This is a genomic window from Streptomyces sp. DH10, from assembly GCF_029813805.1.
GTDB lineage: Bacteria > Actinomycetota > Actinomycetes > Streptomycetales > Streptomycetaceae > Streptomyces > Streptomyces coeruleofuscus.
The window spans coordinates 1-24725 of sequence record NZ_JARVKU010000047.1 but is presented as its reverse complement, the minus strand read 5'-3'; the positions used below and the strand labels follow the sequence as shown (position 1 = coordinate 24725).

Here is a 24725-nt window from a genome sequence, read left to right as displayed (position 1 = left end):
GGAGGGGCCGGACCGTTCGCGGTCCGGCCCCTCCGGCATGAGTGGGGTGCGGTTCAGGCCGTCTCGGGCTGCTTGCCGTCGTGCAGGGCGATCGCGCGTTGCATCGCCTTGCGGGCGCGCGGGGTGTCGCGGGCGTCGTGGTAGGCGACGGCGAGGCGGAACCAGGTGCGCCAGTCGTCGGGGGCGGCTTCCGTCTCGGCCTTGCGCTTGGCGAAGACCTCGTCGGCCGAGTCCCGGTCGATCCGGCCGCTGGGCATGCGCCTCAGTTCGTCGACGGGCAGGCCGCCCTCGGCCTCGAGTTCGGCGGCGAGGGCGTTGGCCCTGCGGACGAACTGGGTGTTCTTCCACAGGAACCACAGGCCGATGACCGGCAGGATCAGCACCGCGACACCGAAGGTGACGGTGAGGGGCGTGCCGGTCTCGATGAGCAGCACGCCACGGCTGCCGACCAGGACGAAGTAGACGACCAGGACGGCGGCCGTGAGGGCGTAGGTGAGCTTCGCGCGCATGACGGTCAGGTGCTCAGCTCAGGTCCAGGAAGTGTTCCAGGCCGAAGGTCAGGCCCGGGACGCTCCCCACACGGCGGGCGCCGAGCAGGATGCCCGGCATGAAGCTGCTGTGGTGCAGCGAGTCGTGCCGGACCGTCAGGGTCTCGCCCTCGGCGCCGAGCAGGACCTCCTGGTGGGCGAGCAGGCCGCGCAGCCGGACGGCGTGGACCGGCACGCCGTCGACGTCGGCGCCGCGGGCACCGTCCAGGGCGGTGGCCGTGGCGTCCGGGGCCGGGGCGGAGCCGGCGTTTCGGCGGGCCTCGGCGATGAGCTGGGCGGTGCGCGTGGCGGTGCCGGAGGGTGCGTCCACCTTGTTCGGGTGGTGCAACTCGACGACCTCGACGGACTCGAAGTACGGCGCGGCGATCTGCGCGAACTTCATGGTCAGGACGGCCCCGATGGAGAAGTTGGGCGCGATGAGCACGCCGGTCTCCGGGGACTGCTCCAGCCAGCCCTTCAGCTGCGCGAGGCGCTCGTCGGTCCAGCCGGTGGTGCCGACGACCGCGTGGATGCCGTGGCGTACGCAGTAGCCGAGGTTGGCCATGACCGAGTCGGGCGTGGTCAGTTCGACCACGACCTGGGCGCCGGTCTCGGCCAGCGTCTCCAGCTTGTCGCCTCGGCTCAGCGCGGCGACCAGTTCCATGTCCTCGGCGGCTTCCACGGCTCGTACCGCTTCCGAGCCGATCCGGCCCTTGGCGCCGAGGACCGCCACGCGCAGCTTGCTCATCTCTTGTGCTTCCTTAACCAGGGGGTTGTCAGGCGACGGCGTCGTGCAGGCGGGTCGCCTGTTTGTCCTTGAGCGGGCCGATGACCGACAGGGAGGGCTTCCGTCCCAGGATCTCGCGGGCGACCGAGCGGACGTCGTCCGGGGTGACCGACGCTATCCGCGACAGCATGTCGTCGACGGACATCTGCTCGCCCCAGCACAGCTCGCTCTTGCCGATACGGTTCATCAGCGCGCCGGTGTCCTCCAGGCCGAGGACCGTGGAGCCCTGGAGCTGGCCGATCGCGCGCCCGATCTCGTCGTCCGAGAGGCCGTGCTCGGCGACGTGGTCGAGTTCGTCGCGGCAGATCTTCAGCACGTCGTGCACCTGCGACGGCCTGCACCCCGCGTACACGCCGAACAGGCCGCAGTCGGCGAAGCCCGAGGTGTACGAGTACACGCTGTAGGCCAGGCCACGCTTCTCGCGGACCTCCTGGAAGAGGCGGGAGGACATGCCGCCGCCGAGGGCGGTGTTCAGCACGCCCAGAGCCCAGCGCCGCTCGTCCGTGCGGGACAGGCCCGGCATGCCGAGCACGACGTGCGCCTGCTCGGTCTTGCGGTCGACTAGCTCGACCCGGCCCGCGGTGCGCAGGGCACGCTTGCCGCTGCGCGGGGCGACGGGCTCGGCGGCGAGGTCCTTGAAGGCACCGGCCTTCTCGAAGGCGGCGCGGACCTGCCGTACGACCTTGGAGTGGTCGACGTTGCCGGCGCACGCGACGACCAGGTGGGTCGGGTCGTAGTGCTTCTTGTAGAAGCGGCGGATGCGGTCGGCGGTGAGGGCGTTGACCGTGTCGACCGTGCCGAGGACCGGGCGGCCGAGGGAGTTGTCGCCGAACATCGTGTGCGCGAACAGGTCGTGCACGCAGTCGCCCGGGTCGTCCTCGGTCATGGCGATCTCTTCGAGGATGGCGCCGCGCTCGACGTTGACGTCCTCTTCGAGGATGAGCGAGCCGGTGAGCATGTCGCTGACGACGTCGATGGCGAGGGGCAGGTCGGTGTCGAGCACGCGTGCGTAGTAGCACGTGTACTCCTTCGCCGTGAACGCGTTCATCTCGCCGCCGACCGCGTCGATCGCGGAGGAGATGTCCAGGGCGGACCTGCGGTTCGTGCCCTTGAAGAGCAGGTGCTCCAGGTAGTGGGTGGCGCCGTTCAGGGCCGGGGTCTCGTCGCGGGAGCCGACGTGCGCCCAGATGCCGAAGGTCGCGGAGCGGACCGAGGGCAGGGTCTCGGTGACGATGCGCAGGCCGCCGGGGAGGGTGGTCTTGCGGACCGTGCCGATGCCGTTGGTGCCCTTGATCAGGGTTTGGGTACGGGCGACGGCCCGCGCCTCGGAGGAGGTGCGGGCCGTCGCCTGGGAGCTACTCGACGTCACTTGTCGGTGTCGTCCTTCGTCTCATCGTTCTCTTCGCCCTCGATGACCGGGATCAGGGAGAGCTTGCCGCGGGAGTCGATCTCGGCGATCTCGACCTGGACCTTGGCGCCCACGCCGAGAACGTCCTCGACGTTCTCCACGCGCTTGCCGCCGGCGAGCTTGCGGATCTGCGAGATGTGCAGCAGACCGTCCTTGCCGGGCAGCAGGGAGACGAACGCACCGAAGGTGGTCGTCTTGACGACCGTACCGAGGTAGCGCTCGCCGACCTCGGGCATCGTCGGGTTGGCGATGCCGTTGATCGTGGCGCGGGCGGCCTCGGCGGAGGGGCCGTCGGCGGCACCGATGTAGATCGTGCCGTCGTCCTCGATCGTGATCTCGGCGCCCGTGTCCTCCTGGATCTGGTTGATCATCTTGCCCTTGGGGCCGATGACCTCGCCGATCTTGTCGACCGGGATCTTCACGGTGATGATCCGCGGTGCGTTCGGGGACATCTCGTCCGGCGTGTCGATCGCTTCCATCATCACGTCGAGGATGTGGAGGCGGGCGTCACGGGCCTGCTTGAGGGCCGCGGCCAGGACGGAGGCCGGGATGCCGTCCAGCTTGGTGTCGAGCTGGAGGGCGGTCACGAAGTCCTTGGTGCCGGCGACCTTGAAGTCCATGTCGCCGAAGGCGTCCTCCGCACCGAGGATGTCGGTGAGGGTGACGTAGTGCGTCTCGCCCTCGATCTCCTGGGAGATCAGGCCCATGGCGATACCGGCGACGGGGGCCTTCAGCGGCACACCGGCGTTCAGCAGCGACATGGTGGAGGCGCAGACCGAGCCCATGGACGTCGAGCCGTTGGAGCTCAGCGCCTCGGAGACCTGGCGGATCGCGTAGGGGAACTCCTCGCGCGCCGGCAGGACCGGGATCAGGGCGCGCTCGGCGAGGGCGCCGTGGCCGATCTCGCGGCGCTTCGGGGAACCGACGCGGCCGGTCTCGCCGGTGGAGTACGGCGGGAAGTTGTAGTTGTGCATGTAGCGCTTGCGGGTCACCGGGGAGAGGGTGTCCAGCTGCTGCTCCATGCGCAGCATGTTCAGCGTGGTGACGCCCAGGATCTGGGTCTCGCCGCGCTCGAACACCGCGGAGCCGTGGACCCGCGGGATGGCCTCGACCTCGGCGGCCAGGGTGCGGATGTCGGTGACACCGCGGCCGTCGATGCGCTTCTTCTCCTTGATGACGCGCTCACGGACCAGGGTCTTGGTCAGCGAGCGGTACGCGGCGGAGATCTCCTTCTCGCGGCCCTCGAACTCCGGCAGGAGCTTCTCGGCGGCGAGCTGCTTGACGCGGTCGAGCTCCGCCTCGCGCTCCTGCTTGCCGGCGATGGTGAGCGCCTGGGCGAGCTCGGGCTTGACGGCGGCGGTGAGCGCCTCCAGCACGTCGTCCTGGTGGTCCAGGAAGATCGGGAACTCGCCGGTCGGCTTGGCGGCCTTGGAGGCGAGGTCCGACTGGGCCTTGCAGAGCACCTTGATGAAGGGCTTCGCGGCGTCCAGACCGGCGGCGACGACCTCCTCGGTGGGCGCCTCGGCGCCGCCCTCGACGAGCTTGATGGTCTTCTCGGTGGCCTCGGCCTCGACCATCATGATCGCGACGTCGCCGTCCTCCAGGACGCGGCCCGCGACGACCATGTCGAAGACGGCGTCCTCGAGCTCGGTGTGCGTCGGGAAGGCCACCCACTGACCGCGGATCAGCGCGACGCGGACGCCGCCGATCGGGCCGGAGAAGGGCAGACCGGCCAGCTGCGTGGACGCGGACGCGGCGTTGATCGCGACGACGTCGTACAGGTGGTCGGGGTTGAGCGCCATGATCGTGGCGACGACCTGGATCTCGTTGCGCAGGCCCTTCTTGAAGGACGGGCGCAGCGGGCGGTCGATCAGGCGGCAGGTGAGGATCGCGTCCTCGGAGGGGCGGCCCTCACGGCGGAAGAAGCTGCCGGGGATCTTGCCGGCGGCGTACATCCGCTCCTCGACGTCCACCGTGAGGGGGAAGAAGTCGAGCTGGTCCTTGGGGTTCTTGGATGCGGTGGTGGCCGACAGCACCATGGTGTCGTCGTCCAGGTACGCCACGGCGGAGCCGGCGGCCTGCTTGGCCAGGCGGCCCGTCTCGAAGCGGATGGTGCGGGTGCCGAAGGGGCCGTTGTCGATGACAGCCTCGGCGTAGTGGGTCTCGTTCTCCACTAGCGTTTTCTCCGTTACTTTGTCGTCTTTCGTCCCACGCTGCCCGTGTGGCAGGGGGACGGTGGCGGAGAAGCGCTCCGTGCGGTGCGGGCCGGTCTTCGATCGAAGCACCCGGGGCTTCCCCCCGGGGGCCACTACCGAGGACCGGCGGCGGCTAGGCGCGCTTCTCCTCTTCTTGTCGTGCTGTGTCGTCCGTATTGCGTTGTGCTACCACACTACAAAGCAGTAGCGACACTCCGCACGTACAGCAAAGGGAGCGGTCCCCTTTCCTGCCGGGAACCGCTCCCTTCACGGCGTCTTACTTGGCGCCCGCCGCACCGCGGCGGATGCCGAGGCGGTCGACCAGCGCACGGAAGCGCTGGATGTCCTTCTTGGCGAGGTACTGCAGCAGCCGGCGGCGCTGACCGACCAGGATCAGCAGACCACGACGGGAGTGGTGGTCGTGCTTGTGGGTCTTGAGGTGCTCGGTCAGGTCGGAGATCCGACGCGACAGCAGAGCGACCTGGACCTCGGGGGAGCCGGTGTCGCCCTCCTTGGTACCGAACTCGGACATGATCTGCTTCTTCGTAGCGGCGTCGAGCGACACGCGTACTCCTCATAGTCTGTGATGGCCACCGAGTGCCCCCGGTCTGCTTCTCGGGGGATCTTCCGTGACTCGGAAGGCGGGGATCCGCTGGGCGCGGCCTCCAGGGCGATGAGCTCCGGGGGTGCGTACACAAACGGCCGTCGACCAGGGTACCAGGCGGTCGGGGGCGTCTTTGCGCTGGTCCCCGAACCTGCCGGGCGGGGCGGCCTGCGCCACTAGGGTGAGCAGGTTCGGATCGTTCGTACGGCATCCGGACGTTCGGAACCGGTACGTCGGGAAGGGGTCGCTACGGCATGGCGGAGACGGCTGAGGAGATCAAGGCACGCAAGGAGCGGGAGCGGGACGAGCTCTACGCCCTCGACATCTCCGGTGTCGAGTGGCACTGCGCGCCGGGCACGGAGGAGCACGAGGAGCGGGTCGAGATCGCGTACCTGCCCGAGGGGGCCGTGGCGATGCGGTCCTCGCTCGACCCGGACACGGTGCTGCGCTACACCGAGGCGGAGTGGCGGGCGTTCGTGCTGGGGGCGCGGGACGGGGAGTTCGATCTGGAGCCGGGGGCGCGCAACGGGGGGTTGCAGGCGGAGACCGGGCCGCAGTCACAGTAGTTCCGCGGAGCGCGACGAGGGGCAGCCGGTGATCGGTTGCCCCTCGTTGCGGTTCTTTCACGCTAATCGCCCTGTTTGTTCATCAACGTGTGTGCTGCGTACGTCACTTCCGGGCAGCTTCTGACGGGTTGTGACGCGGCGGACAGGTGCTCGGGGGTGGACGGGCCTGCCGGGGTGGGGCTTGTGGTGATTAGGCTGGGACGGGGCGCGGCGTCAGAACCCGTGAGTAGGGGTGGGCGTCCCAGGGGGAGAGCGGGGGAGCCTGGATTCGGACGACCTCGGACGACCTCTATACGCCTCGGAACGACTTCGTACGACGTCGGACGACAAGCAAGGGTCGCCCCAGCACGGCATGAGGGTGCTCGACCACACCAGGAGGAACACTGTGAGCAGCGATCGGGACGGGAACCGCGGGGGCTGGGCGACACCCGGCGATGACCAGCCCGACGCGGAGTCCGCGGCAGAGGTGACGGGCGAGTTCACCATCGACTACGCGCCGCCGGCCTGGTACACGCAGAACGCCTCGGGGAGTTCGAGCTCGGGGCAGGGAGCGGGCCAGTCCGGGGGCTCCAGTGCTTCCGGGGCACCCGGGGGGTCCCGTCCGCAGGGGGGTTCCGGGGTGCCGAGCGGGCCGGTTCCGCCGCTGCCGGGGCTCACTCCGCCGCCGCATGCCAATCCTTCCGGTGGGGCATCGTCCGTTCCTAGGCAGGGCCAGGGGCAGGCCTCCGGCTCGGCTCCCACACCGCCACCGGCACCGGCTCCTTCTCCGGCTCCAGGGGCGCCTTTCACGCCGCCCGCGCCGTCGCCTGCTCCGGGTGCTCCGTTCACGCCTCCCCCGCCTCCCGCGGCCTCGCCGGGCACGCCCTTCACGCCGCCCGCGCCTGCTGCCGGGGGGCCGTCTGCCGGAGGACCGGCTGCCGTCCCCCGCCTTCCCGTGGGGTTCGAGCCGCAGGGGGCGCAGTCGCCTGCGGCTCAGTCCCCGGGGGCTCAGTCCCCGGGAGCTCAGTCCCCGGGGGCTCAGCCGCCGGAGCGGACCGAGGCGCCCGCGGCGGATCCGGCCTCTCCCACGGCCGTGCCGAACATCCCCGTCGGCGGGTATCAGGCGCAGTGGGCGCCGGCCGCTCCGACGGAGGCTCCGGCCACGCCCCCGGCTGCGGCTGCGGCTGATCCGGTTACCGATGATGCGGAGCCGGGGAGCGGTGGCGACCTGGAGAGCGGTGCCACGATGCGGTTCTCCGCCGTTGCCCTGAAGCGGGAGATCGCGGAACGTGCCGCCGAGGCCGAGGCCCGGGTGGAATCGGCCGACGAGGACCAGGGCGAAGACAAGAGCGACGAAGACAAGAGCAGGGACGAGGACAGCGCGGTCGCTTCCGGTCCGGCTGACGGGGCCGAGTCGGGCGAGGAGTCCGGCGGTGACGTCGAGGGCGCTCCGACCGACGCCGACGAGGACGTCTCCTCCGACACGGCGGCCGCGGGCGATGGGGCTGACGTGTCCGGTGCGGACGATCCTGCTTCCGACGATGCCGACAGCGGGGACGTGGCTCCCCCGGTGACCGCACCGGAGGAGGAAGCTCCCGAGGACGCCGCTCCGGAGGCGGAGACGGACGTGGAGACGGACGAGGCCGTGCCGCAGGATGCCGAGCCTGAGGACTCCGTACGTGTGGACTCCGTACCCGCGGACTCCGTACCCGCGGACGCGGACTCGGTGGATGCCGTGCCCGCGGACGAGGTCTCGGCGGACGCGGTGACTGCCGATGAGGGCCCGGCCGATGCAGTGCCCTCGGACGAGGCCCCGGCCGCTCCCGAGCCGGCCGACGCACAGCCCGACGATGCCCCGCCCGCAGCCGCACAGCCCGACGATGCCCCGCCTGCCGATGCCCGGCCGGCGGACTCCGAGCCCGTCGACGCCGTGCCCGCCGACGCCGTTCCCGAGGACAGCGTTCCGCAGGACGCCCCCGTGCCGGACGGGTCCGCCGCACAGCCCGCCTGGACTCCCCCGGCCCCGCAGGCCATGCCGCCGCTGCCGCCGTCGTACCAGCCGGCCGCTCCCACGCCGGCCAGTCAGTGGCCCGCGCAGCCGCAGGCCCAGCCTCAGCCGCAGGCCCAGCCCACGGACCCGAACGCGCCCGCGCAGCCGCAGCCGACGGCCGCGCAGGAGCAGCCGCCTGTGCCGCCGCAGCCCTCGGTCCCGGCCCAGCAGCCGCCGTTCCAGCCGCAGGCGCCGCAGCCCGCGCCCGCCGCCTGGAACCCGTCGGCCGCACCGACGCCGCCGAACCAGCCGCCCGCCCAGCCCGCACCGCAGCCCGGCGCCTACGGCTTCCCGCACCCGGGAGCTCCCGCCCCGGCCGCACCCGACGCCCAGGGCGGCTACGGCTTCCCCCACCCCGGCTCCCCCGCCCAGGCCCCGGCCGCCCAACAGCCCCCGGCCCAACAGCCCAACACCCCGCCCGCCTCCGCCCCGAACCCGCAGGACGGCTACGGCTTCCCCCACCCCGGCGTGCCCGCCCCGGCCGCTCCCAACCCGCAGGACGGATACGGCTTCCCCCACCCCGGCGTGCCCCCGCAGGCAGCCCAGGCCCAGCCGCAGCCCGAAGGGCAGGGGCAGCAGCCTGCGCAGCCCGTGGATCCGCGGACCGGGGCCGCCTGGCCGCAGCCCATGCAGCATGACCAGCGGCAGCCGACCAACCCGGGGGCCGCGCCGCTCGGTTACACCGCTGCCGTGGAGTTGTCGTCCGACCGGCTGCTCAACAGCAAGAAGCAGAAGGCGAAGAGCAGCCGTCCGGTGGCCGGTGGCGGTCGGTTCAAGATCGGTGGGAAGAAGGAGGAGGCCGAGCGGCAGCGGAAGCTGGAGCTGATCCGCACGCCCGTGCTCTCCTGCTACCGGATCGCCGTGATCAGCCTCAAGGGCGGTGTCGGCAAGACGACCACGACCACCGCGCTCGGCTCCACGCTCGCCACCGAGCGGCAGGACAAGATCCTCGCGATCGACGCCAACCCGGACGCGGGAACCCTCGGACGCCGTGTGCGCCGCGAGACCGGGGCCACCATCCGTGACCTCGTCCAGGCGATCCCGCACCTCAACTCGTACATGGACATCCGCCGGTTCACGTCCCAGGCGCCGTCGGGCCTGGAGATCATCGCCAATGACGTCGACCCGGCCGTGTCCACGACGTTCAACGACGAGGACTACCGGCGCGCGATCGACGTGCTGGGCAAGCAGTACCCGGTCATCCTCACCGACTCCGGTACCGGTCTGCTCTACAGCGCCATGCGCGGTGTACTGGACCTCGCCGACCAGCTCATCATCATCTCGACGCCGTCGGTGGACGGTGCGAGCAGCGCGAGTACGACGCTGGACTGGCTGTCTGCGCACGGGTACGCCGACCTCGTCGCGCGGTCCATCACCGTCATCTCCGGTGTGCGCGAGACGGGCAAGATGATCAAGGTCGATGACATCGTGTCGCACTTCGAGACGCGCTGCCGGGGCGTCATCGTCGTGCCGTTCGACGAGCATCTCGCCGCCGGTGCCGAGGTCGACCTCGACATGATGCGGCCGAAGGTGCGGGAGGCGTACTTCAATCTCGCGGCGATGGTCGCCGAGGACTTCACCCGCCACCAGCAGGCGCACGGTCTGTGGACCTCCGACGGCAACCCGCCGCCGGTGGCCGCTCCGCCGCTGCCCGGCCAGCAGGTCCCGGGCCAGCCCGTCCCCGGCCAGCCTCCGTACCCCGGACAGCAGCAGCCGGGCCCGTACCCGCAGCAGCCCGGCCCGTACCCCCAGCAGCCGGCACAGCCGTACCCGCAGCAGCCGGGACAGCCGTACGCCCAGCCCGGCCAGCCCTACCCCCAGCCGGGGCAGCAGCCTTATCCGCAGGCGGCAGGCCAGCCGCCGTACCCGCAGCCGGGGCAGCAGGGCCAGCCCGGGCAGCCGTACCCCCAGCAGCCCCAGCCCGGGCAGCCCCCGGCCGCCCCTCCGCAGCCGGGCTACGGCTACCCGCAGCCGGGGCAGCCCGGCCACCCCGGGCAGCCCGATGGGCAGGGCCAGACGCCGCCGCCCCCGCCCCCGACGCAGTAATCGCCTCACCCGATCGGCCCCTTTCGAGGGGCCGGTCCCCTTTCCGGCCCGCGCCGTTCCGACTCGGCGCGGGCCGCCGTGCGTTCCGGGGCCGTCAGAGGCGAAATCCGTTGCCAGGCCCTGGCCAGGGGCGCGTCAGTGGTCTCGACCAATGGCCGGGAAAAGCTCGCCAATTCGTTATTTCCGCAGGCCACAAGGGGTGAACGTGCCGTTGACGGGTGGAGACGGCCGCTGATACACACTCAGCATCCACTGACAGCTGATCAACCCGTCCTTCCCGTCCGAGCGATGACGCGAGGTCCGACCATGGGCACGAAAGATCAGACACGCAGCCTCCCGCGCGGCCTCAGGCTCGTCGCCGTGGCCGGAGCGGCCGCGCTCACCCTCACCGCCGGTCTCGCCACCCCGCTCGATCCGGCGCCCCGGCAGGCCCGGGCGGCCGACGACGGCAAGAAGGTGCTGACCGTGGCGGTGGCGCAGAGCGTGGACTCGCTCAGCCCGTTCCTGGCGGTCCGGCTGCTCAGTACGAGCATTCACCGGCTCATGTACGAGTACCTGACGAACTACGACCCCAAGGACAACCACGCCATCCCGGGCCTGGCCACCAAATGGGAGCCGTCGCCGGACAAGCTGACCTGGACGTACACGATCCGCTCGAACTCCAAGTGGTCGGACGGCAAGCAGGCCACGGCCGAGGACGCGGCGTGGACGTTCAACAAGATGATGACCGACTCCGGCGCGGCCACGGCGAACGGCAGCTATGTCGGCAACTTCCGGAAGGTGACGGCGCCCAGCCCGACCAAGCTGGTCATCGAACTGAAGAAGCCGCAGGCCACGATGACGGCGCTCGATGTGCCGATCGTGCCGAAGCACGTGTGGGAGAAGGTCTCGGACTTCTCCGAGTTCAACAACGACAAGAGCTTCCCGGTGGTGGGCAACGGGCCGTTCGTGCTGACCGGGTACAAGGCCGACAGCTACGTCCGGCTCAAGGCCAGCAAGAGCTTCTGGCGCGGCTCGCCGAAGTTCGACGAGCTGGTCTTCCGCTACTACAAGGACCAGGACGCGGCGGTGTCGGCGCTGCGCAAGGGCGAGGTGTCGTTCGTCGCCGGTTCGCCGTCCCTGACACCCGCTCAGGCGGCGTCCCTGGAGGGCGCGGAGAACATCAAGGTCAACGACGCCCCCGGCCGCCGTTTCTACGCCCTCGCCACCAACCCGGGCGCGAAGGCGAAGAACGGCGAGAAGTTCGGCGACGGCCACCCGTCACTGCTGGACCAGCGGGTGCGGAACGCGCTGTTCAAGGCCGTAGACCGCAAGGCCGTCATCGACAAGGTGTTCCAGGGGCACGCCGTCGAGGGCGAGGGCTACATCCCGCCGCGCTTCTCGCAGTACTTCTGGAAGCCGTCGGGCGGCCAGAAGCTGACGTACGACCCGGCCGAGGCGGCCCGGATGCTCGACCGGGCGGGTTACAAGAAGAACGGCGACGGCGAGCGCGTCGGTAAGGACGGCAAGCCCATCACCTACCGCGTCCTGTGCCACGCCACCGACCCGAACGACAAGGCGGTCGGCAAGTACCTCCAGGAGTGGTGGGGCGAGCTCGGCATCGGCGTTCAGCTCAACTGCCTCGACAACGTGACCGACCCCTGGCTCGCCGGCAAGTACGACCTGGCCTTCGACGGCTGGTCGGTCAACCCGGACCCGGACTTCGTGCTGTCCATCCACACCTGCGGGGCGCTCCCGGCGACCCCCAAGGACACGGGCGCGACCGACAACTTCATCTGCGACAAGAAGTACGACGAGCTCTACGCCCGGCAGCTCGCCGAGTACGACCCCGCCAAACGGGCGGACATCGTCCAGCAGATGGAGTCGCGGCTGTACGACCTCGGGTACATGAACGTCATGGCGTATCCGAACGCGGTCGAGGCCTACCGGACGGACCAGATCGAGTCCATCACGACCATGCCGGCGAAGGCGGGGAACATCTACGGCCAGGACGGCTACTGGAGCTGGTGGTCGGCGGTCCCGGCGGAGTCGAGCGGCTCGTCGGACAACGCGTCGTCGACGGGGGTCGTGGCCGGGATCGTCGCAGGTGTCGTGCTCCTCGCCGGGCTCGGCGTCTTCGCGGCGATGCGGCGGCGCTCCACCGCCGAGGACCGCGAGTAGAGCGGGCGAGCGGAACTCATGACCGCTGACGCGACACCCGCGCTGGTCGAGGAGAGGAAGCCGGCGGCCGGGCCCCGGGCACGCAGGAGTTCCGCGTATCCGCGGTACCTCGCGGGCAAGGTGGCGGGCGCGGCCGTATCGCTGCTGGCCGTGCTCGTCACCAGCTTCTTCCTCTTCCGGCTGATCCCCGGCGACCCGGTGAAGACCATGACGGGCGGCCGCCAGGTCTCGGCCGAGCAGCTGGCCGCCTACCGGGAGGAGTTCGGGCTCGACCTGCCGTTGTGGCGGCAGTTCACGGACTACTGCGGCAAGGCGCTCACCGGCGACTTCGGGACGTCGTACCAGTTCCGGGCCCCCGTCGTCGACAAGATCACCGAGGCGCTGCCGAACACCCTGCTGCTGACCGGGACCGCCTTCGTCCTCTACACCGCGCTGGGCATCTTCCTCGGTACCCGGTCGGCTTGGCGGCGCGGCGGGCTCGGCGACCGGATCAACACCGGCCTGGCGCTCACGCTGTATTCCATCCCGTCCTTCTGGCTCGGGCTGCTGCTGATCATCGTGCTGGCGGTGGGCATCGGCCCGGTCCCGGGCATGTTCCCGACCGGCGGCATGGAGTCGGGCGGCGAGGAGGGCTTCGCGTACGTCCTCGACGTGGCGCATCATCTGGTGCTGCCGGTGGTGACGCTGGTGGCCGTGGAGTACGGGCAGACGCTGCTGGTCACCCGGTCGGCGCTGCTGGACGAGATGGGCAGCGACTATCTGACGACCGCGCGCGCCAAGGGGCTGCGCGACGACCTGGTGCGGCGCCGGCACGCCGTGCCGAACGCCCTGCTGCCGACCGTGACGCTGATCTTCATCAACCTCGGCCGGACGGTGGCGGGAGTGATCCTCGTGGAGACGGTGTTCTCCTGGCCGGGCCTCGGCGGGCTGTTCTACCAGGCGCTGAGCGTGCCCGACCTGCCGCTGGTGCAAGGGCTGTTCTTCGTGTTCGCCGCCGCGGTGATCGTGATGAACACCCTCGCCGACCTGGTCTATCCGCTGCTGGACCCCCGGGTGGCCCGATGACGACGACGACCGGCACGGGTACGGGCCCGCGCGCCCTCGCCCGGCAGCGGCGACGGGCCTCCGTCGCGCGCTTCTGGCGGCAGTACCGCTCCGAGCGGGCGGGTCTGTACGGCCTGACCGCGCTCGCCCTGTGCGCGCTGCTGGCGCTGTTCGCGCCGCTGTTCGTGGGCTCCGACGTGAGCAGTGTGACCGACGCGCCGGGGCGCCCGATGCAGAGCCCGAGCGCCGAGTTCCCGCTCGGCACGGACCAGTTCGGGCGGGACCTGCTGGGCCTGGTGGTCTGGGGTTCGCGGGTGTCGCTGCTGGTCGGGTTGCTCGCGGCCGTGCTGTCGGTGGCGATCGGGACCCTGATCGGGGTCACGGCGGGGCACTTCAAGGGCTGGTACGCGACGGTGATGATGCGGATCACCGACTGGTTCCTGGTCATGCCGACGCTGGTGCTGGCGATCGCCCTGGCCACCGTGATGTCCCGCTCGCTGACCACGACCGTGGTCGCGATCGGCGTCACGACCTGGCCGACCACGGCCCGGCTGGTGCGTGCGCAGACCCTCGCCGTGGAGACGCGGCCGTACATCGAGCGGGCGAAGGCGCTCGGCGGCGGGCACTGGCACGTCATGTCGAGGCACGTCCTGCCCAATGTGATGCCGCTGGTGCTGGCCCAGACGACCCTGATCATCTCCTCGGCCATCCTCGCCGAGGCGACACTCGCCTTCCTCGGGCTCGGCGACCCGACGGTCGTGTCGTGGGGCGGACTGCTCCAGGACGCGCGCGAGGCGGGCGCGGTCAGTGCCGGGGACTGGTGGTACCTGGTGCCGCCGGGCATCGCCATCGCCGTGGTGGCGCTGGCGTTCACGCTGTGCGGGCGGGCCGTGGAGTCCGTCCTCAACCCCAGGCTGGGGGTGTCGCGGTGACCCTGCTCGACGTCAGGGACCTGACGGTGACGTACGCGGGCGGGGCGGCCGCCGTGCGCGGGGTGGACCTGTGCCTGGAGGCCGGCCAGAAGCTCGGCCTCGCCGGGGAGTCCGGCTGCGGCAAGTCCACGCTGGCACTGGCCCTGCTGCGGCTGCTGCCCGCCGGGACCCGCATCACGGGTGAGGTGCTGCTCGACGGCGAGGACGTGCTGACGATGAAGTGGGGCCGGGTGCGGGCGGTCCGCTGGGCCGGGGCCTCGGTGGTGTTCCAGGGCGCGATGCACTCCCTGAACGCCGTGCACCGCATCGGCGACCAGATCGCCGAGCCGATCCTGTTGCACAGGAAGGCGACGCCGGCCGGGGCGAAGAAGAAGACCGGCGAGCTGCTGGAGCACGTCGGCCTGCCGGCCGCCCGCGCGGACGCCTACCCGCACGAGCTGTCCGGCGGGCAGCGACAGCGCGTCATGATCGCCATGGCGCTGGCCTGCGATCCGCGGCTGATCATCGCCGACGAGCCGACCACCGCGCTCGATGTGATGATCCAGGCGCAGATCCTCCGGCTCATCGAACAGCTGGTCGCGGACCAGGACCTGGGCCTGATCATGATCAGCCACGACCTGGCGGTCCTCGCCGACACCTGCGACCGGCTCGCGGTGATGTACGCGGGCCGGGTGGTCGAGGAGGGCCCGGCCCGGCGGGTGTACGAGGACGCCCGGCACCCGTATGCCAGGGCCCTGTCGGCCGCGTTCCCGCGCATCGGCGACCCGGCCTCCCGGTTCGCGCCGCAGGGGCTGGCGGGCGACCCGCCCGACCCGGCGGCGCTGCCGTCCGGTTGTACGTTCCATCCACGCTGCCCGGCGGCGCTGGAGTCCTGCCCCGAGCTGGACCCAGTGCTGCGCGAGGCGGGGCCGGAGCGGCGGGCGGCGTGTGTCCTGGTCGGGCCGCAGGCGGACGCAGGGCGGACCTCGGACGAGCGGGCGGCGCAGGACCCGGAGAGCCCCGAGACCGGGGAGGCCCTTGAGGAAGCGAGGCCCGGCACTCCATGACCACGTCCCCCACGGCCCCCGAGGTCACCACGGCACCTCTGCTGAGCGCCCAGGACCTGCACGTCACCTTCCCCGGCCGGCACGGCGGCCCCCGAGCCCGCGCGGTGGACGGGGTCGACCTCGGCATCCGGCCCGGCGAGATCGTCGCACTGGTCGGCGAGTCCGGCTGCGGCAAGACGACCCTGGCCCGCTGTCTGCTGGGCCTGGTCGAACCGACGTCGGGCCGGGTCACCTTCGACGGCCGCCCGCTGGAGTACTCCGGCCGGTCCCTCAAGGCGTACCGCAAGCGCGTCCAGCTGGTGCTCCAGGACCCGAGCGGCTCGCTCAACCCGCGGCACACGGTGTACGACGCGGTCGCCGAGGGCCTGCGCATCCACGGCTACGGCGGTGACGAACGGGCGGCGGTCGCCGAGGCCCTGTCCCGGGCCGGGCTGCGGCCCCCGGAGCGCTTCTTCCTGCGTTATCCGCACGAACTGTCGGGCGGGCAGCGCCAGCGGGTCGTCATCGCGGGCGCGCTGGTACTGGAACCCGAACTCCTCGTCGCCGACGAGCCGGTGGCGTCCCTCGACGCCTCCGTGCGCGGTGAGATCCTCGCCCTGCTGTTGCGGCTGCGCACCGAGCTGGGCCTGTCCGCGCTGGTCGTCACGCACGACCTGGGACTGGCCTGGAACATCGCCGACCGGGTCGCCGTGATGTATCTGGGCCGGATCGTGGAGACGGGCGCGGTGGAGCAGGTCCTGACCGCGCCCCGCCACCCGTACACCAAGGCCCTGCTGTCGGTGCTCCCGGAGGCACCCGGCGACCCGGTGGTCCTCTCCGGCGAGCCCCCGGATCCGTCACGGGTACCGTCCGGCTGCCGCTTCCACGCCCGCTGCCAGGTCCTCGCGAGCGGCGAGGCGGAGCGGGCGGGTGTCGCGGACGCGTGCCGCGACCAGGATCCGGAGATCCTCGACGGCGGCGGTACCGCCCAGGTCGCATGCCACTGGGCTACGCGCTGAGGGCGAAGCCGGAACCGTCTGCTCACCGCATCGCCCGGTCAGGTGCGAGACCCCTCGGCGTGGGCGAGGGCGCCGGGGGTCCGGCAGCCGACGATCGCCGGGGCCTCCTGGACGAGCGTGTCGTCGGTGAGCGCCTCCACCATGAACAGCGCGAAGTCCACGCGGCGCGTCAGGTTGCCGGCCAGTACGGGGTCGCCCACGTGCCAGCTCCACACGGGCAGGCCCTGGCTCTCGCCCTCCTCCAGGGAGCTGCCGCGCACCACGGTCCACCGGGTGTCGCTGGCGAACACCCGTCGGCACGCCTCGACCTGGTCGTCGAGTTCGACGGCGCGGACGAGCTTGGCCAGCACGGTGGCGATCCGGACGCCCAGGACGAACAGCCGTGAGTACTTGTCCTTGCCGTCGCGTGTGATGTGCCAGCCGCAGGAGAAGACCAGGCGCGCGCCCGGCCGTGCGTGGTCGAGCACCGCCTGCGCCGTGCCCGACGCGTACTGCCGCACACCCCACGGCACCAGTACCGTCAGCACGCCGTCGCACCCGGCGACCGCCCGCCGGATCACCTCCGGGTCGTCGGTGTCCCCGGGGACGACGGTCATCTGGCCCTCGAACGCGGCCAGCTTCGGCACGCTGCGCTCCCGGCACACCCCGACCACCTCGTAGCCGCGCTCCAGGGCGTGCCCGACCATGTACTGCCCGAGCTTCCCCGAAGCCCCGATGATGCAGACCTTCTTCACACGATCCGTGTCCATGGCGCGGCCCCTTTCACCGGGATGCCTACCTTATGTTGTAAGGCAAGCTAGCCTTATGCTGTAAGGCGGTCAAGGGGAGCGCACGAGGAAAGCCAGAGGGAGGGCCTGGATGCGCGAGGGAAACAAGGGCCGACGGGGGGCGTCGGCGCGCACTCCGCTCAGTCGCGAGCGCGTGATCCGCACGGCGATGGCCGTGGCGGACGAGAAGGGAGCGGCCGCGCTCACCATGCGGGCCATCGCGGAACCGCTGGGCGTCGAGGCGATGTCGCTCTACCACCACGTCGCGGGCCGGGAGGACATCCTCGACGGCATGGTGGACGCGGTGTTCGGCGAGATCGATCTACCGCCGCGCGAGATGGACTGGAAGAGTGCCCTGCGCCACCGCGCGGACTCCGCCCGTGCCGTCCTGCGGCGCCACCCCTGGGCCGTCGGCCTCATGGACTCGCGTTCCCAGCCCGGCCCGGCGACCCTGCGCCATCACGACGCCGTCATCGGAACGCTGCGCGCCGGAGGATTCTCCGTCCCCATGGCCGCGCACGCCGTCTCACTGATCGACAGCTACCTGTACGGGTTCGTCCTCCAGGAGCTGAGCCTGCCGTTCAGGGGCGCGGCGGAGCTGGACGAGGTCGCGGGCGCCATCCTGCGCGACATGCCCGCCGACACCTACCCGCACCTCACCGAACTGGCCACCGAGCACGTCCTCAAGCCCGGCTACGACTACGCCGGCGAGTTCGCCTTCGGCCTCACCCTCATCCTGGACGCCCTCCACCCGGACGAGGCCGCCGGCGCATAGCGAGCGGCCGAAGGTGCCAGGTCCGTCAGGCGGACCGCTCGGCCGCCGCGACCAGTTCCCGGCAGCGCTTGACGTCCTCGGCCATCTGCTCCAGCAGCGCGTCCAGCGTGTCGAACCGGGCCTGTCCCCGCACGAACGCCAGGAAGTCGACGGCGACATGGAGGCCGTACAGGTCGAGGCCCACCCGGTCGATGGCGTACGCCTCCACCGTGCGCTCGGTGCCGTCGAACTGCGGGTTCGTGCCGACGGAGATCGCGGCCGGCATCGCCTCGCCCTGGGCGTGCAGCCAGCCGGCGTAGACACCGTCGGCGGGGATGGCGGTGTGGGGCAGGGTCTCGACGTTGGCGGTGGGGAAGCCCATCTCGCGGCCGCGCTGGGCGCCCCGGACGACGACGCCCTCCACCCGGTGCGGACGGCCCAGGATCTCGGCGGCGCCCTCGACGTCGCCCTCGGCGACCAGACGCCGGGTCAGTGTCGAGGAGAACGGCTCGCCGCCGCCCGCCTCACCGGTCACGTACAGGTCGACGACCTCGACCTCGAAGTCGTAGGTCTTGCCCTGCGTCGCCAGGAACTCCACGTTGCCGGCGGCCTTGTGGCCGAAGCGGAAGTTGGGGCCCTCGACGACGGCCTTGGCGTGCAGCTTGTCGACGAGGACCTTGACGACGAAGTCGGCCGGGGAAAGCTTCGAGAACTCGGTCGTGAAGGGCAGGATGAGCACCGCGTCCACGCCCAGGTCGGCCATGAGTTCGGCGCGACGGTGGTGCGGGGCGAGCAGCGGCGGGTGGCTGCCGGGGCGGACGACCTCGCTGGGATGCGGGTCGAAGGTGACGACGACGGCGGGCACACCCAGTTCGCGGGCGCGGTTCACGGCATGCCGGATGATCAGCTGGTGTCCGCGGTGGACTCCGTCGTAGGAGCCGATGGTGACGACGCTGCGCCCCCAGTCCTGGGGGATGTCCTCCAAGCCACGCCAGCGCTGCACTGTGCCTGCTCCTTGTCGAAAGCTCGTCGAACCCGTGTCCGTGGTGTTGCTGGTTGCCTCGTACGCAGGTCTAAGGGTGCCATGCCGGGTGTCTCCGGCCCGCATCGGCATGGGGGCTGTGACGGGGCGCACGACGCTTCGTCCTCTCCGGCGTGCGCGGGATCCCCTCAGACGGGCACGCTCACACCCGCCAGGTTCTCGATCGTCCGGTGGGCGCTCGGCCCGACCAGCACCGCCCAGTCCCCGGGCGCGTCGGCCAGCCAGCGGACCACGCGTGCGGCGAAGCCCGGAACGTGCCGGCCGAGGTCGACCAAGGAGCGGTCGAAGCGGGCCGCGCCCTCCGGGGTGCGCACGAGGAGCAGTCCGACGCGGCGGATGAGGTCGCGCAGTTCGTCGCCGCCGTTCCGGGCGGCGGCGTGCAGCAGCGCGTCCAGGACGTCGGTGTCGTGCTCGCGGGCCAGGAGCGCGTCGCACAGCTCGCGGCGCAGCGGGCGGGAGGCGGGGATGCCGGGCGGGGTGAGGACCGCGGCCAGGGCACACCGCAGCCGCACCGGGCCGCCCTCCAGCAGGCCGGTGACCAGCGGCAGGAGCACGGCCCGGGCGGCAGTGCCCCGGTCGAGCCGCTGGTCCACGTACGCGGCCACGTGCCCGGCGAGTTCCGGCCGCAGCTCCGCCGCCCGCCCCACCAGCGCGGCGACCCGCCGGGCCAGTGCGGGCGGGGTGGCGTCGGCGAGCGCCCGCAGCGCCTCCTCGGCGTCCGGCCGCTCCAGCCGTACCGCGAAGGCGGCGAGGACCGGCTCGGGGTGGGCCGGGAGAGCGGCGGCGGGCGCGTCCGCCGGGAGGTGAGGGTCGCCCGCCGCGAAGTGCTCCAGCGCCCGCGGGAGATACCGGGCCCGGGTGTGCGGATCCTGAATGAGGAGGGCCAGTGCGCCACCGTGCAGGGCCCGGTCGGCGGGCCGGGCGAGCAGAGTGAGGGCCGCGTAGCGCAGGAGGGCGCGGTCGCCTCCGGCGCGCACGTGCGGCGCGACGCGCAGGCCTTGCGCCACGGCGGCACTCCGTCGCGCCGGCCGCTCGTCGCGCGCCCACCGGTCGACGGCCCGGCACACCGCCGACGGTTCCTCCTCGGCCAGCACGGCGAGCAGCTCGCCGGCCCTGCGGTGCGCGCGGTCGACGAGCACGTCCGCCAAGTCGTCCAGCGCGCCGTGCCGGTGAGTGTGCAGCAGTGCCTGAGCGGCCGTGGCCACGGTCGCGTGCGGGGTGGCGGGCAGCGGCTGGTCGTCGTCGAACCAGCGGGCCAGCAGTGGCTGTACGGCGGTGGGGTCGGCGGCCAGCAGGCGGGCGACGGTGTCCAGGAACCGGGGACCTGCCTCGCACGGCGGGCCGTCGGCGTGCACCAGCCGCCTCAGCAGCGCGAAGCGCTCGTCCTCCGGCAGCCGTACGGCGGCCCAGAAGGCGGGCCCGACCTCCTCCGGCACGGGCCTCTCCTGCCGCCGCCAGGCCACGATCCGGTCGGCGAGCAGCCGCAGCACCTCGGTGTACGGCGTCGCGTCCGGTACCGCCGACAGGGTCCCGGCGAGCAGCCGGGCGGCCCACCAGGACCGTGGATCGGCGTCCAGGGCGTGCACCAGGTCCGTCAGCCGGGAGGCCAGCCGGCCGGGGCCGTGGTGGCGGGCGAGGAACAGCAGGGCCTGGACGACGGGCCCGATGCGGTGGTGCGGGACGGGTTCGGACTGGGCGTCCGGCCGGCGGTGCACGAGGGCGTCCAGGGCCTCGTCGAGGTCGAGGTGCAGACCCTGGAGCCAGTCGGCGAGCTCCTCGTGGGCGAAGCGGTAGCCGGCTCCGGCGGGCACGAGCAGGCCCTCGGCGAGGACGGCCGACGCCCAGCCGGTGCCGGCGCCGAGCCGCACCGGTGCGCGCCCCCATGGGAACACCGCCTCGAACGCCTCCCGGTCCAGATCCCCCGGCCCGGGCCCCAGGCTGCGCCGGGCGGCTTCGTGCACCTGCCCGGCGACCTTGGCGGCCAGCCGGCGTACGGCCGTACCGGACAGGCCGTTCCCGGCGGCCAGGCGCACGGCGACGCGCAGGGACATCAGGTCGAGGTAGGCCGCGAAGACGTCGTCGCGGTCGACGGTGGCGCCGGAGCCGTCGGGACTGGCGGATGTGCCGGCGCTTTCCGGGCCGTCGGCGAGAGGGCGTGCCGGGCGTCGCGGGGCAGGCGGGACTTTGCGGACACCCCCCAGGGCGTCGCGGATCTCGGCGAGGAGCCGCAGGGTGAGGGGGTGCCGGGCGTCGGCGTCGACGAGGGCGCTCTCCGGGACGCGGTGGCGCAGCCGGGCCTCCCGGGCCTCCTCCTCGGTGAGATCGCCGAGGCACACGGCCGCGGGCCGCTCCGCGGCACCGGCCGGCCGGTACAGGACCTCCGCGGGGAACCCCGCCCTCTCCCAGTACTCCGGTCGGCACGCCACGACCAGCCGCACGCCCGTCTCCCGCAGCCACCGCACCGTCCCGTCCGTCCAGTCGGCCAGGCGGCGCGCCAGCACCGGGGGCATCTCCTCCGGGCCGTCGAGGAGCAGCAGCAGGGGCCGGCCGAGGCCGCCGGCGAGACGGGCGAGACGCTCGGGCGTGATGTCGCCCAGGTCGGCCGGCAGGAAACAGGACCGGGACGCGGCCACGGCAGGGGTGGCCCGCATCAGCGCCCGGCGTGCCGCGTCGGCCACCGAGGCGTCGTCGTCCCGCAGTTCGCAGCCGCGCAGCCACAGCGTGGGACACCCGCTGCGGGCACGGCGGGCGGCGAGCGCCGCGAGTTCCGTCGTACGACCGCTGCCGGGCGCCCCGACGAGGCCGAGCACGGCCGCCGGGCCTGCCTCGAACGCGCTCAACTCGGCCACCACGGCCGCCCGTTCGACCGGCTCCGGAAGACCCGTGCCGCCGGGCGGGCCGTCCAGCCCCACCGCGGTGCCGGTCAGTTCCAGCACCCCGGCCAGGTTGAGATCGGCGCCGTACGCGGGGACCGTCGCCGCGTTCTCGGAGAGCAGCTCGGCGAGCGGGCCCGCCGCGGCGGGGGCCCGGGGATCCAGCGGTACGGCGAACCCGACGTCGCCGTGGCCGGAGCGGAGCGCCGTGCCGAGGACCCCGAGGACGGCGCCGGTCGCGGCGTCGAGGACCGGGCCGCCGGCCGCCCCGCCGCCCAGTCGCAGCGCGTCCCGCCCTGCCGTGCCGACCGCCAGCTCCAGCGCGTCGTCGAGGCGGTGGAGGCGGTCCGTGGCCGTGTACGTCACGGCGGTCGAGCCCAGCACCCTGGCCTCGCGCCAGCCGCCGGCGGCGATCCGCACATAGGCGCCCGTCCCCGCCCTGTCCCGCACGGTGACGGGCAGCGGCGGCACCCCGAGTCCCTCGGTCCGTACGAGGGCCAGGTCGAGCGCGGGCAGCGGGGTCACCGCGTCGGCGGACACCACCCGGCGGCGGTCCCCGGCCCCGTGCAGAACGAGCCGGGCGAGGCCGTCGACCGCCTCGTGGCTGGTGACGAGCGTGCCGTGGTGGTCGGCCAGGAAGCCGGTGCCCCGGGGGCGGCCCGTGAGGTCGTGGATCCGGACGAGGGCCGGACCGGCTGCCCCGCCGTCGGTTTCCTCGGTCGTCCGCTGTGCTGTTCCGGGGCGGTCCTGGGATGGTGGTGCGCTGTCCTGTGTCTCCCCGGACCGGTTCCGCGACGTCATCGTCGAGCCTCCCCGCCGTACACCCGTGCCCTTGCGTTCGACGGTAGGGGCGGGATGATCAGCGGGACAGATCGCTGGGCGAAAGCGCCCCCTTCCGCTCCCCCGGTTCACTCCGAGCGCCCGCACGGACGGGTGAACGAACGGGGGCGGCTGGATACACCCTAGGGGTGGGGGAACCGAGGGGGGACCGTGGAGCGGCGGCAGTGGAGGTACCCCGTGGTCGCCGCTCCACGGGCGGACGCCTGTCAGCCGAAGACGGCCAGGCTCTTGGCCTTGCCCCGGTGCTCCTCCACGAGGGCGAGGAAGCGGCCCTCCGGGTCGAAGACGGCGACGGTGCCCGAGCCCGCGTACTCGTCGGGCATGTCCAGCCGTACGCCGTTGGTGAGCAGCCGGGCGCGCCGGGCGTCGACGTCCCAGCGGCGGAACGCGGCCGCGGCGGCCTCGGCTACCGGCATCACGGTCAGCTCTTTCTGGAGCTCGTCGAGGGTGCGGGCCGCGTCCAGCTTGTAGGGGCCGACGCGGGTGCGGCGCAGGGCGGTGAGATGCCCGCCCACGCCGAGGTCGGCGCCCAGGTCGCGGGCGAGGGCCCGGATGTACGTGCCGGAGGAGCAGACGACCGAGACGACCAGGTCGAGTACGGCCGTGCCGTCCTCGGCGACGGCCTCCCGGACGTCGTACACGCCGAAGGAGGAGACCGTGACGGGCCGGGCCGGGATGTCGAACTCCTCGCCGTCCCTGGCCCGCTTGTAGGACCGCACACCGTTGATCTTGATGGCGCTGACCTTGGACGGCACCTGCATGATGTCGCCGGTCAGCTTGGCGACACCGGCGTCGATGGCCTCTCGCGTGACCCCGGAGGCGTCCGTGGAGGAGGTGATCTCCCCCTCGGCGTCGTCCGTGAGGGTGTTCTGCCCGAGCCGGATCGTGCCCAGGTACTCCTTCTCGGTCAGCGCCAGGTGGCCGAGGAGCTTGGTGGCCTTCTCGACGCCGAGGACGAGGACGCCCGTGGCCATCGGGTCGAGGGTGCCGGCGTGCCCGACGCGTCGTGTCCTGGCGATGCCGCGCATCTTGGCGACGACGTCGTGCGAAGTGAAGCCCGACGGCTTGTCGACGATGACGAGGCCGTCGGGCGTGGTGTGCTTCTCGGTCATTCGGCGGTGTCGTCCGTCTCGTCGTCCTCGTCCGGCTTGCGGTACGGGTCGGCGTCGCCGGCGTACTTCGCGCCCGCGGACGCCTCCCGCACCTTCTCGTCGGACTGGCGCGCCTTGTCGAGGAGGTCCTCGATGGCGCGCGCGGTGTCCGGGAGGGCGTCCATGACGAAGGTCAGGGTCGGCGTGAACTTAACGCCGGCGGCCCTGCCGACCTCGGAGCGCAGGATGCCCTTGGCGCTCTCCAGACCGGCCGCGGCCGCGTTCCGCTCCTCGTCGTCCCCGTACACCGTGTAGAAGACGGTCGCCTCCCGCAGGTCACCCGTGACCCGCGTGTCCGTGATGGTGACGTGCGAGCCGAGTCGCGGGTCCTTGATCCCGCGTTGCAGCTTCTGGGCCACCACTTCCCGGATGAGGTCCGCCAGCCTCTTGGCCCGCGCGTTGTCGGCCACTGGTCCGTCTCCCGTTCTTTCCTGTCTGGGTCGTTCTCGGTTCGTCAGTCGTCTTCGCCGTGGAAGCGCCGCCTGACGGACAGCAGCTCCACCTCGGGGCGGGCGGCGACCAGCCGTTCGCACCGGTCGAGTACGTCGCTCACGTGCGCCGCGTCGCCGGACACCAGCGCGAGGCCGATGACGGCCCTGCGGTGGAGGTCCATGTGATCCACCTCGGCCGCGCTCACCGCGTACTTGCGCTGGAGCTCGGCGACGATGGGGCGGACGACGGAGCGCTTCTCCTTCAGCGACCGTACGTCGCCGAGGAGCAGGTCGAAGGACAGAGTCCCCACGTACATGTGTATCCGGATGACCCGCCGGTACGGGATCGATGGCCCTGCGGTTGGGGCAGGGACATCAAGAACGGTACCGCGTACCTGCCGGTGGCTCGACGGGGTTTTCCTTTGCCCACCCACCCGCCCGACACGGTCGGCCAGGAGGTGCTGCCCCCCGGGGCTCCACCCCGGACCCCGGCGGGGACTGCGTCCCCTGCACCCCTCGCGGGGC

19 protein-coding genes and 1 pseudogene are annotated in these 24725 nt (G+C 72.2%); 9 read left to right on the top strand and 11 right to left on the bottom strand.

The features are described from left to right. Positions 1 to 53: 53 nt before the first annotated feature. From QC385_RS43430 to rpsO, 5 genes are all read right to left on the bottom strand, one after another. Complete coding sequence (locus QC385_RS43430; RefSeq protein WP_150483347.1) at positions 54 to 509, bottom strand: tetratricopeptide repeat protein; 456 nt, start codon at positions 507 to 509, stop codon at positions 54 to 56. A 13-nt stretch (positions 510 to 522) separates the two neighbouring features. Then, entirely contained in the window at positions 523 to 1275 is a 753-nt protein-coding gene (dapB, locus tag QC385_RS43425) for a 4-hydroxy-tetrahydrodipicolinate reductase (protein ID WP_279546933.1), read from the bottom strand. Between the two features lie 28 nt (positions 1276 to 1303). After that, positions 1304 to 2683, bottom strand: a complete 1380-nt coding sequence (locus QC385_RS43420) for a M16 family metallopeptidase (RefSeq protein ID WP_279546932.1) — start codon at positions 2681 to 2683, stop codon at positions 1304 to 1306. Then, the gene (locus tag QC385_RS43415; RefSeq protein WP_274820187.1) at positions 2680 to 4896 is read right to left on the bottom strand and encodes a polyribonucleotide nucleotidyltransferase; all 2217 of its coding nucleotides are present in this window, start codon (positions 4894 to 4896) and stop codon (positions 2680 to 2682) included. Before QC385_RS43415 ends, QC385_RS43420 begins: the two co-directional genes overlap by 4 nt. 298 nt (positions 4897 to 5194) lie before the next feature. Further along, the gene (gene rpsO / locus QC385_RS43410; RefSeq protein ID WP_010042739.1) at positions 5195 to 5482 is read right to left on the bottom strand and encodes a 30S ribosomal protein S15; all 288 of its coding nucleotides are present in this window, start codon (positions 5480 to 5482) and stop codon (positions 5195 to 5197) included. A gap of 293 nt (positions 5483 to 5775) precedes the next feature. Here rpsO and QC385_RS43405 point away from each other — a divergent pair, with 293 nt between their 5' ends. The 8 genes and pseudogenes from QC385_RS43405 to QC385_RS43375 all read left to right on the top strand — a co-directional run bounded on the left by QC385_RS43405 (position 5776) and on the right by QC385_RS43375 (position 16342). Then, on the top strand, positions 5776 to 6087 hold the full coding sequence (locus QC385_RS43405) for a DUF397 domain-containing protein (RefSeq protein WP_279546931.1): 312 nt from the start codon (positions 5776 to 5778) through the stop codon (positions 6085 to 6087). Positions 6088 to 6439: 352 nt separating this feature from the next. Continuing rightward, positions 6440 to 6553 (top strand): annotated as a pseudogene (locus tag QC385_RS44440) (hypothetical protein); the annotation flags it as partial. A 759-nt stretch (positions 6554 to 7312) separates the two neighbouring features. Further along, on the top strand, positions 7313 to 10162 hold the full coding sequence (locus QC385_RS43400; protein ID WP_443033125.1) for an AAA family ATPase: 2850 nt from the start codon (positions 7313 to 7315) through the stop codon (positions 10160 to 10162). Between the two features lie 306 nt (positions 10163 to 10468). Next, positions 10469 to 12322, top strand: a complete 1854-nt coding sequence (locus QC385_RS43395; protein WP_279546929.1) for an ABC transporter substrate-binding protein — start codon at positions 10469 to 10471, stop codon at positions 12320 to 12322. Positions 12323 to 12340: 18 nt separating this feature from the next. Continuing rightward, on the top strand, positions 12341 to 13387 hold the full coding sequence (locus tag QC385_RS43390) for an ABC transporter permease (RefSeq protein WP_279546928.1): 1047 nt from the start codon (positions 12341 to 12343) through the stop codon (positions 13385 to 13387). Further along, on the top strand, positions 13384 to 14298 hold the full coding sequence (locus QC385_RS43385) for an ABC transporter permease (protein WP_279546927.1): 915 nt from the start codon (positions 13384 to 13386) through the stop codon (positions 14296 to 14298). The genes QC385_RS43390 and QC385_RS43385 overlap by 4 nt, the downstream gene beginning before the upstream one ends. Continuing rightward, positions 14244 to 15344: an ABC transporter ATP-binding protein gene (locus QC385_RS43380; protein ID WP_443033124.1), complete on the top strand. Its 1101-nt coding sequence runs from the start codon at positions 14244 to 14246 to the stop codon at positions 15342 to 15344. Before QC385_RS43385 ends, QC385_RS43380 begins: the two co-directional genes overlap by 55 nt. Then, positions 15341 to 16342, top strand: a complete 1002-nt coding sequence (locus QC385_RS43375; protein ID WP_279546925.1) for an ABC transporter ATP-binding protein — start codon at positions 15341 to 15343, stop codon at positions 16340 to 16342. Before QC385_RS43380 ends, QC385_RS43375 begins: the two co-directional genes overlap by 4 nt. Before the next feature lie 38 nt (positions 16343 to 16380). On the opposite strand, the gene QC385_RS43370 is transcribed toward QC385_RS43375, so the two are convergent. Continuing rightward, positions 16381 to 17091 (bottom strand): NAD(P)-dependent oxidoreductase, encoded by a 711-nt coding sequence (locus QC385_RS43370; RefSeq protein WP_279546924.1) that lies wholly within the window; start codon positions 17089 to 17091, stop codon positions 16381 to 16383. A gap of 109 nt (positions 17092 to 17200) precedes the next feature. Here QC385_RS43370 and QC385_RS43365 point away from each other — a divergent pair, with 109 nt between their 5' ends. Beyond that, complete coding sequence (locus tag QC385_RS43365; RefSeq protein WP_279546923.1) at positions 17201 to 17884, top strand: TetR/AcrR family transcriptional regulator; 684 nt, start codon at positions 17201 to 17203, stop codon at positions 17882 to 17884. 25 nt (positions 17885 to 17909) lie between these two features. Here QC385_RS43365 and QC385_RS43360 read toward each other — a convergent pair whose 3' ends face one another. The 5 genes from QC385_RS43360 to QC385_RS43340 form a co-directional block, all read right to left on the bottom strand. After that, positions 17910 to 18866, bottom strand: a complete 957-nt coding sequence (locus QC385_RS43360; RefSeq protein ID WP_059418506.1) for a bifunctional riboflavin kinase/FAD synthetase — start codon at positions 18864 to 18866, stop codon at positions 17910 to 17912. Positions 18867 to 19033: 167 nt separating this feature from the next. Then, positions 19034 to 22579, bottom strand: a complete 3546-nt coding sequence (locus QC385_RS43355) for a trypsin-like peptidase domain-containing protein (RefSeq protein WP_279546922.1) — start codon at positions 22577 to 22579, stop codon at positions 19034 to 19036. A gap of 245 nt (positions 22580 to 22824) precedes the next feature. Next, on the bottom strand, positions 22825 to 23730 hold the full coding sequence (gene truB / locus QC385_RS43350) for a tRNA pseudouridine(55) synthase TruB (protein ID WP_279546921.1): 906 nt from the start codon (positions 23728 to 23730) through the stop codon (positions 22825 to 22827). Further along, complete coding sequence (rbfA, locus tag QC385_RS43345; RefSeq protein ID WP_020269629.1) at positions 23727 to 24179, bottom strand: 30S ribosome-binding factor RbfA; 453 nt, start codon at positions 24177 to 24179, stop codon at positions 23727 to 23729. Before rbfA ends, truB begins: the two co-directional genes overlap by 4 nt. A 44-nt stretch (positions 24180 to 24223) precedes the next feature. Further along, positions 24224 to 24517, bottom strand: coding sequence for a DUF503 domain-containing protein (locus QC385_RS43340; protein WP_086605707.1), 294 nt, complete (start codon positions 24515 to 24517; stop codon positions 24224 to 24226). Positions 24518 to 24725 lie beyond the last annotated feature (208 nt).

Coding starts and splice junctions, on each gene's coding strand:
- QC385_RS43405 (WP_279546931.1), top strand. CDS start 5,776: ATGGCGGAGACGGCTGAGGAGATCAAGGCACGCAAGGAGCGGGAGCGG.
- QC385_RS43385 (WP_279546927.1), top strand. CDS start 13,384: ATGACGACGACGACCGGCACGGGTACGGGCCCGCGCGCCCTCGCCCGG.
- QC385_RS43365 (WP_279546923.1), top strand. CDS start 17,201: ATGCGCGAGGGAAACAAGGGCCGACGGGGGGCGTCGGCGCGCACTCCG.
- QC385_RS43430 (WP_150483347.1), bottom strand. CDS start 509: ATGCGCGCGAAGCTCACCTACGCCCTCACGGCCGCCGTCCTGGTCGTC.
- dapB (WP_279546933.1), bottom strand. CDS start 1,275: ATGAGCAAGCTGCGCGTGGCGGTCCTCGGCGCCAAGGGCCGGATCGGC.
- QC385_RS43370 (WP_279546924.1), bottom strand. CDS start 17,091: ATGGACACGGATCGTGTGAAGAAGGTCTGCATCATCGGGGCTTCGGGG.
- QC385_RS43395 (WP_279546929.1), top strand. CDS start 10,469: ATGGGCACGAAAGATCAGACACGCAGCCTCCCGCGCGGCCTCAGGCTC.
- QC385_RS43400 (WP_443033125.1), top strand. CDS start 7,313: ATGCGGTTCTCCGCCGTTGCCCTGAAGCGGGAGATCGCGGAACGTGCC.
- QC385_RS43390 (WP_279546928.1), top strand. CDS start 12,341: ATGACCGCTGACGCGACACCCGCGCTGGTCGAGGAGAGGAAGCCGGCG.
- QC385_RS43355 (WP_279546922.1), bottom strand. CDS start 22,579: ATGACGTCGCGGAACCGGTCCGGGGAGACACAGGACAGCGCACCACCA.
- truB (WP_279546921.1), bottom strand. CDS start 23,730: ATGACCGAGAAGCACACCACGCCCGACGGCCTCGTCATCGTCGACAAG.
- QC385_RS43340 (WP_086605707.1), bottom strand. CDS start 24,517: ATGTACGTGGGGACTCTGTCCTTCGACCTGCTCCTCGGCGACGTACGG.
- QC385_RS43375 (WP_279546925.1), top strand. CDS start 15,341: ATGACCACGTCCCCCACGGCCCCCGAGGTCACCACGGCACCTCTGCTG.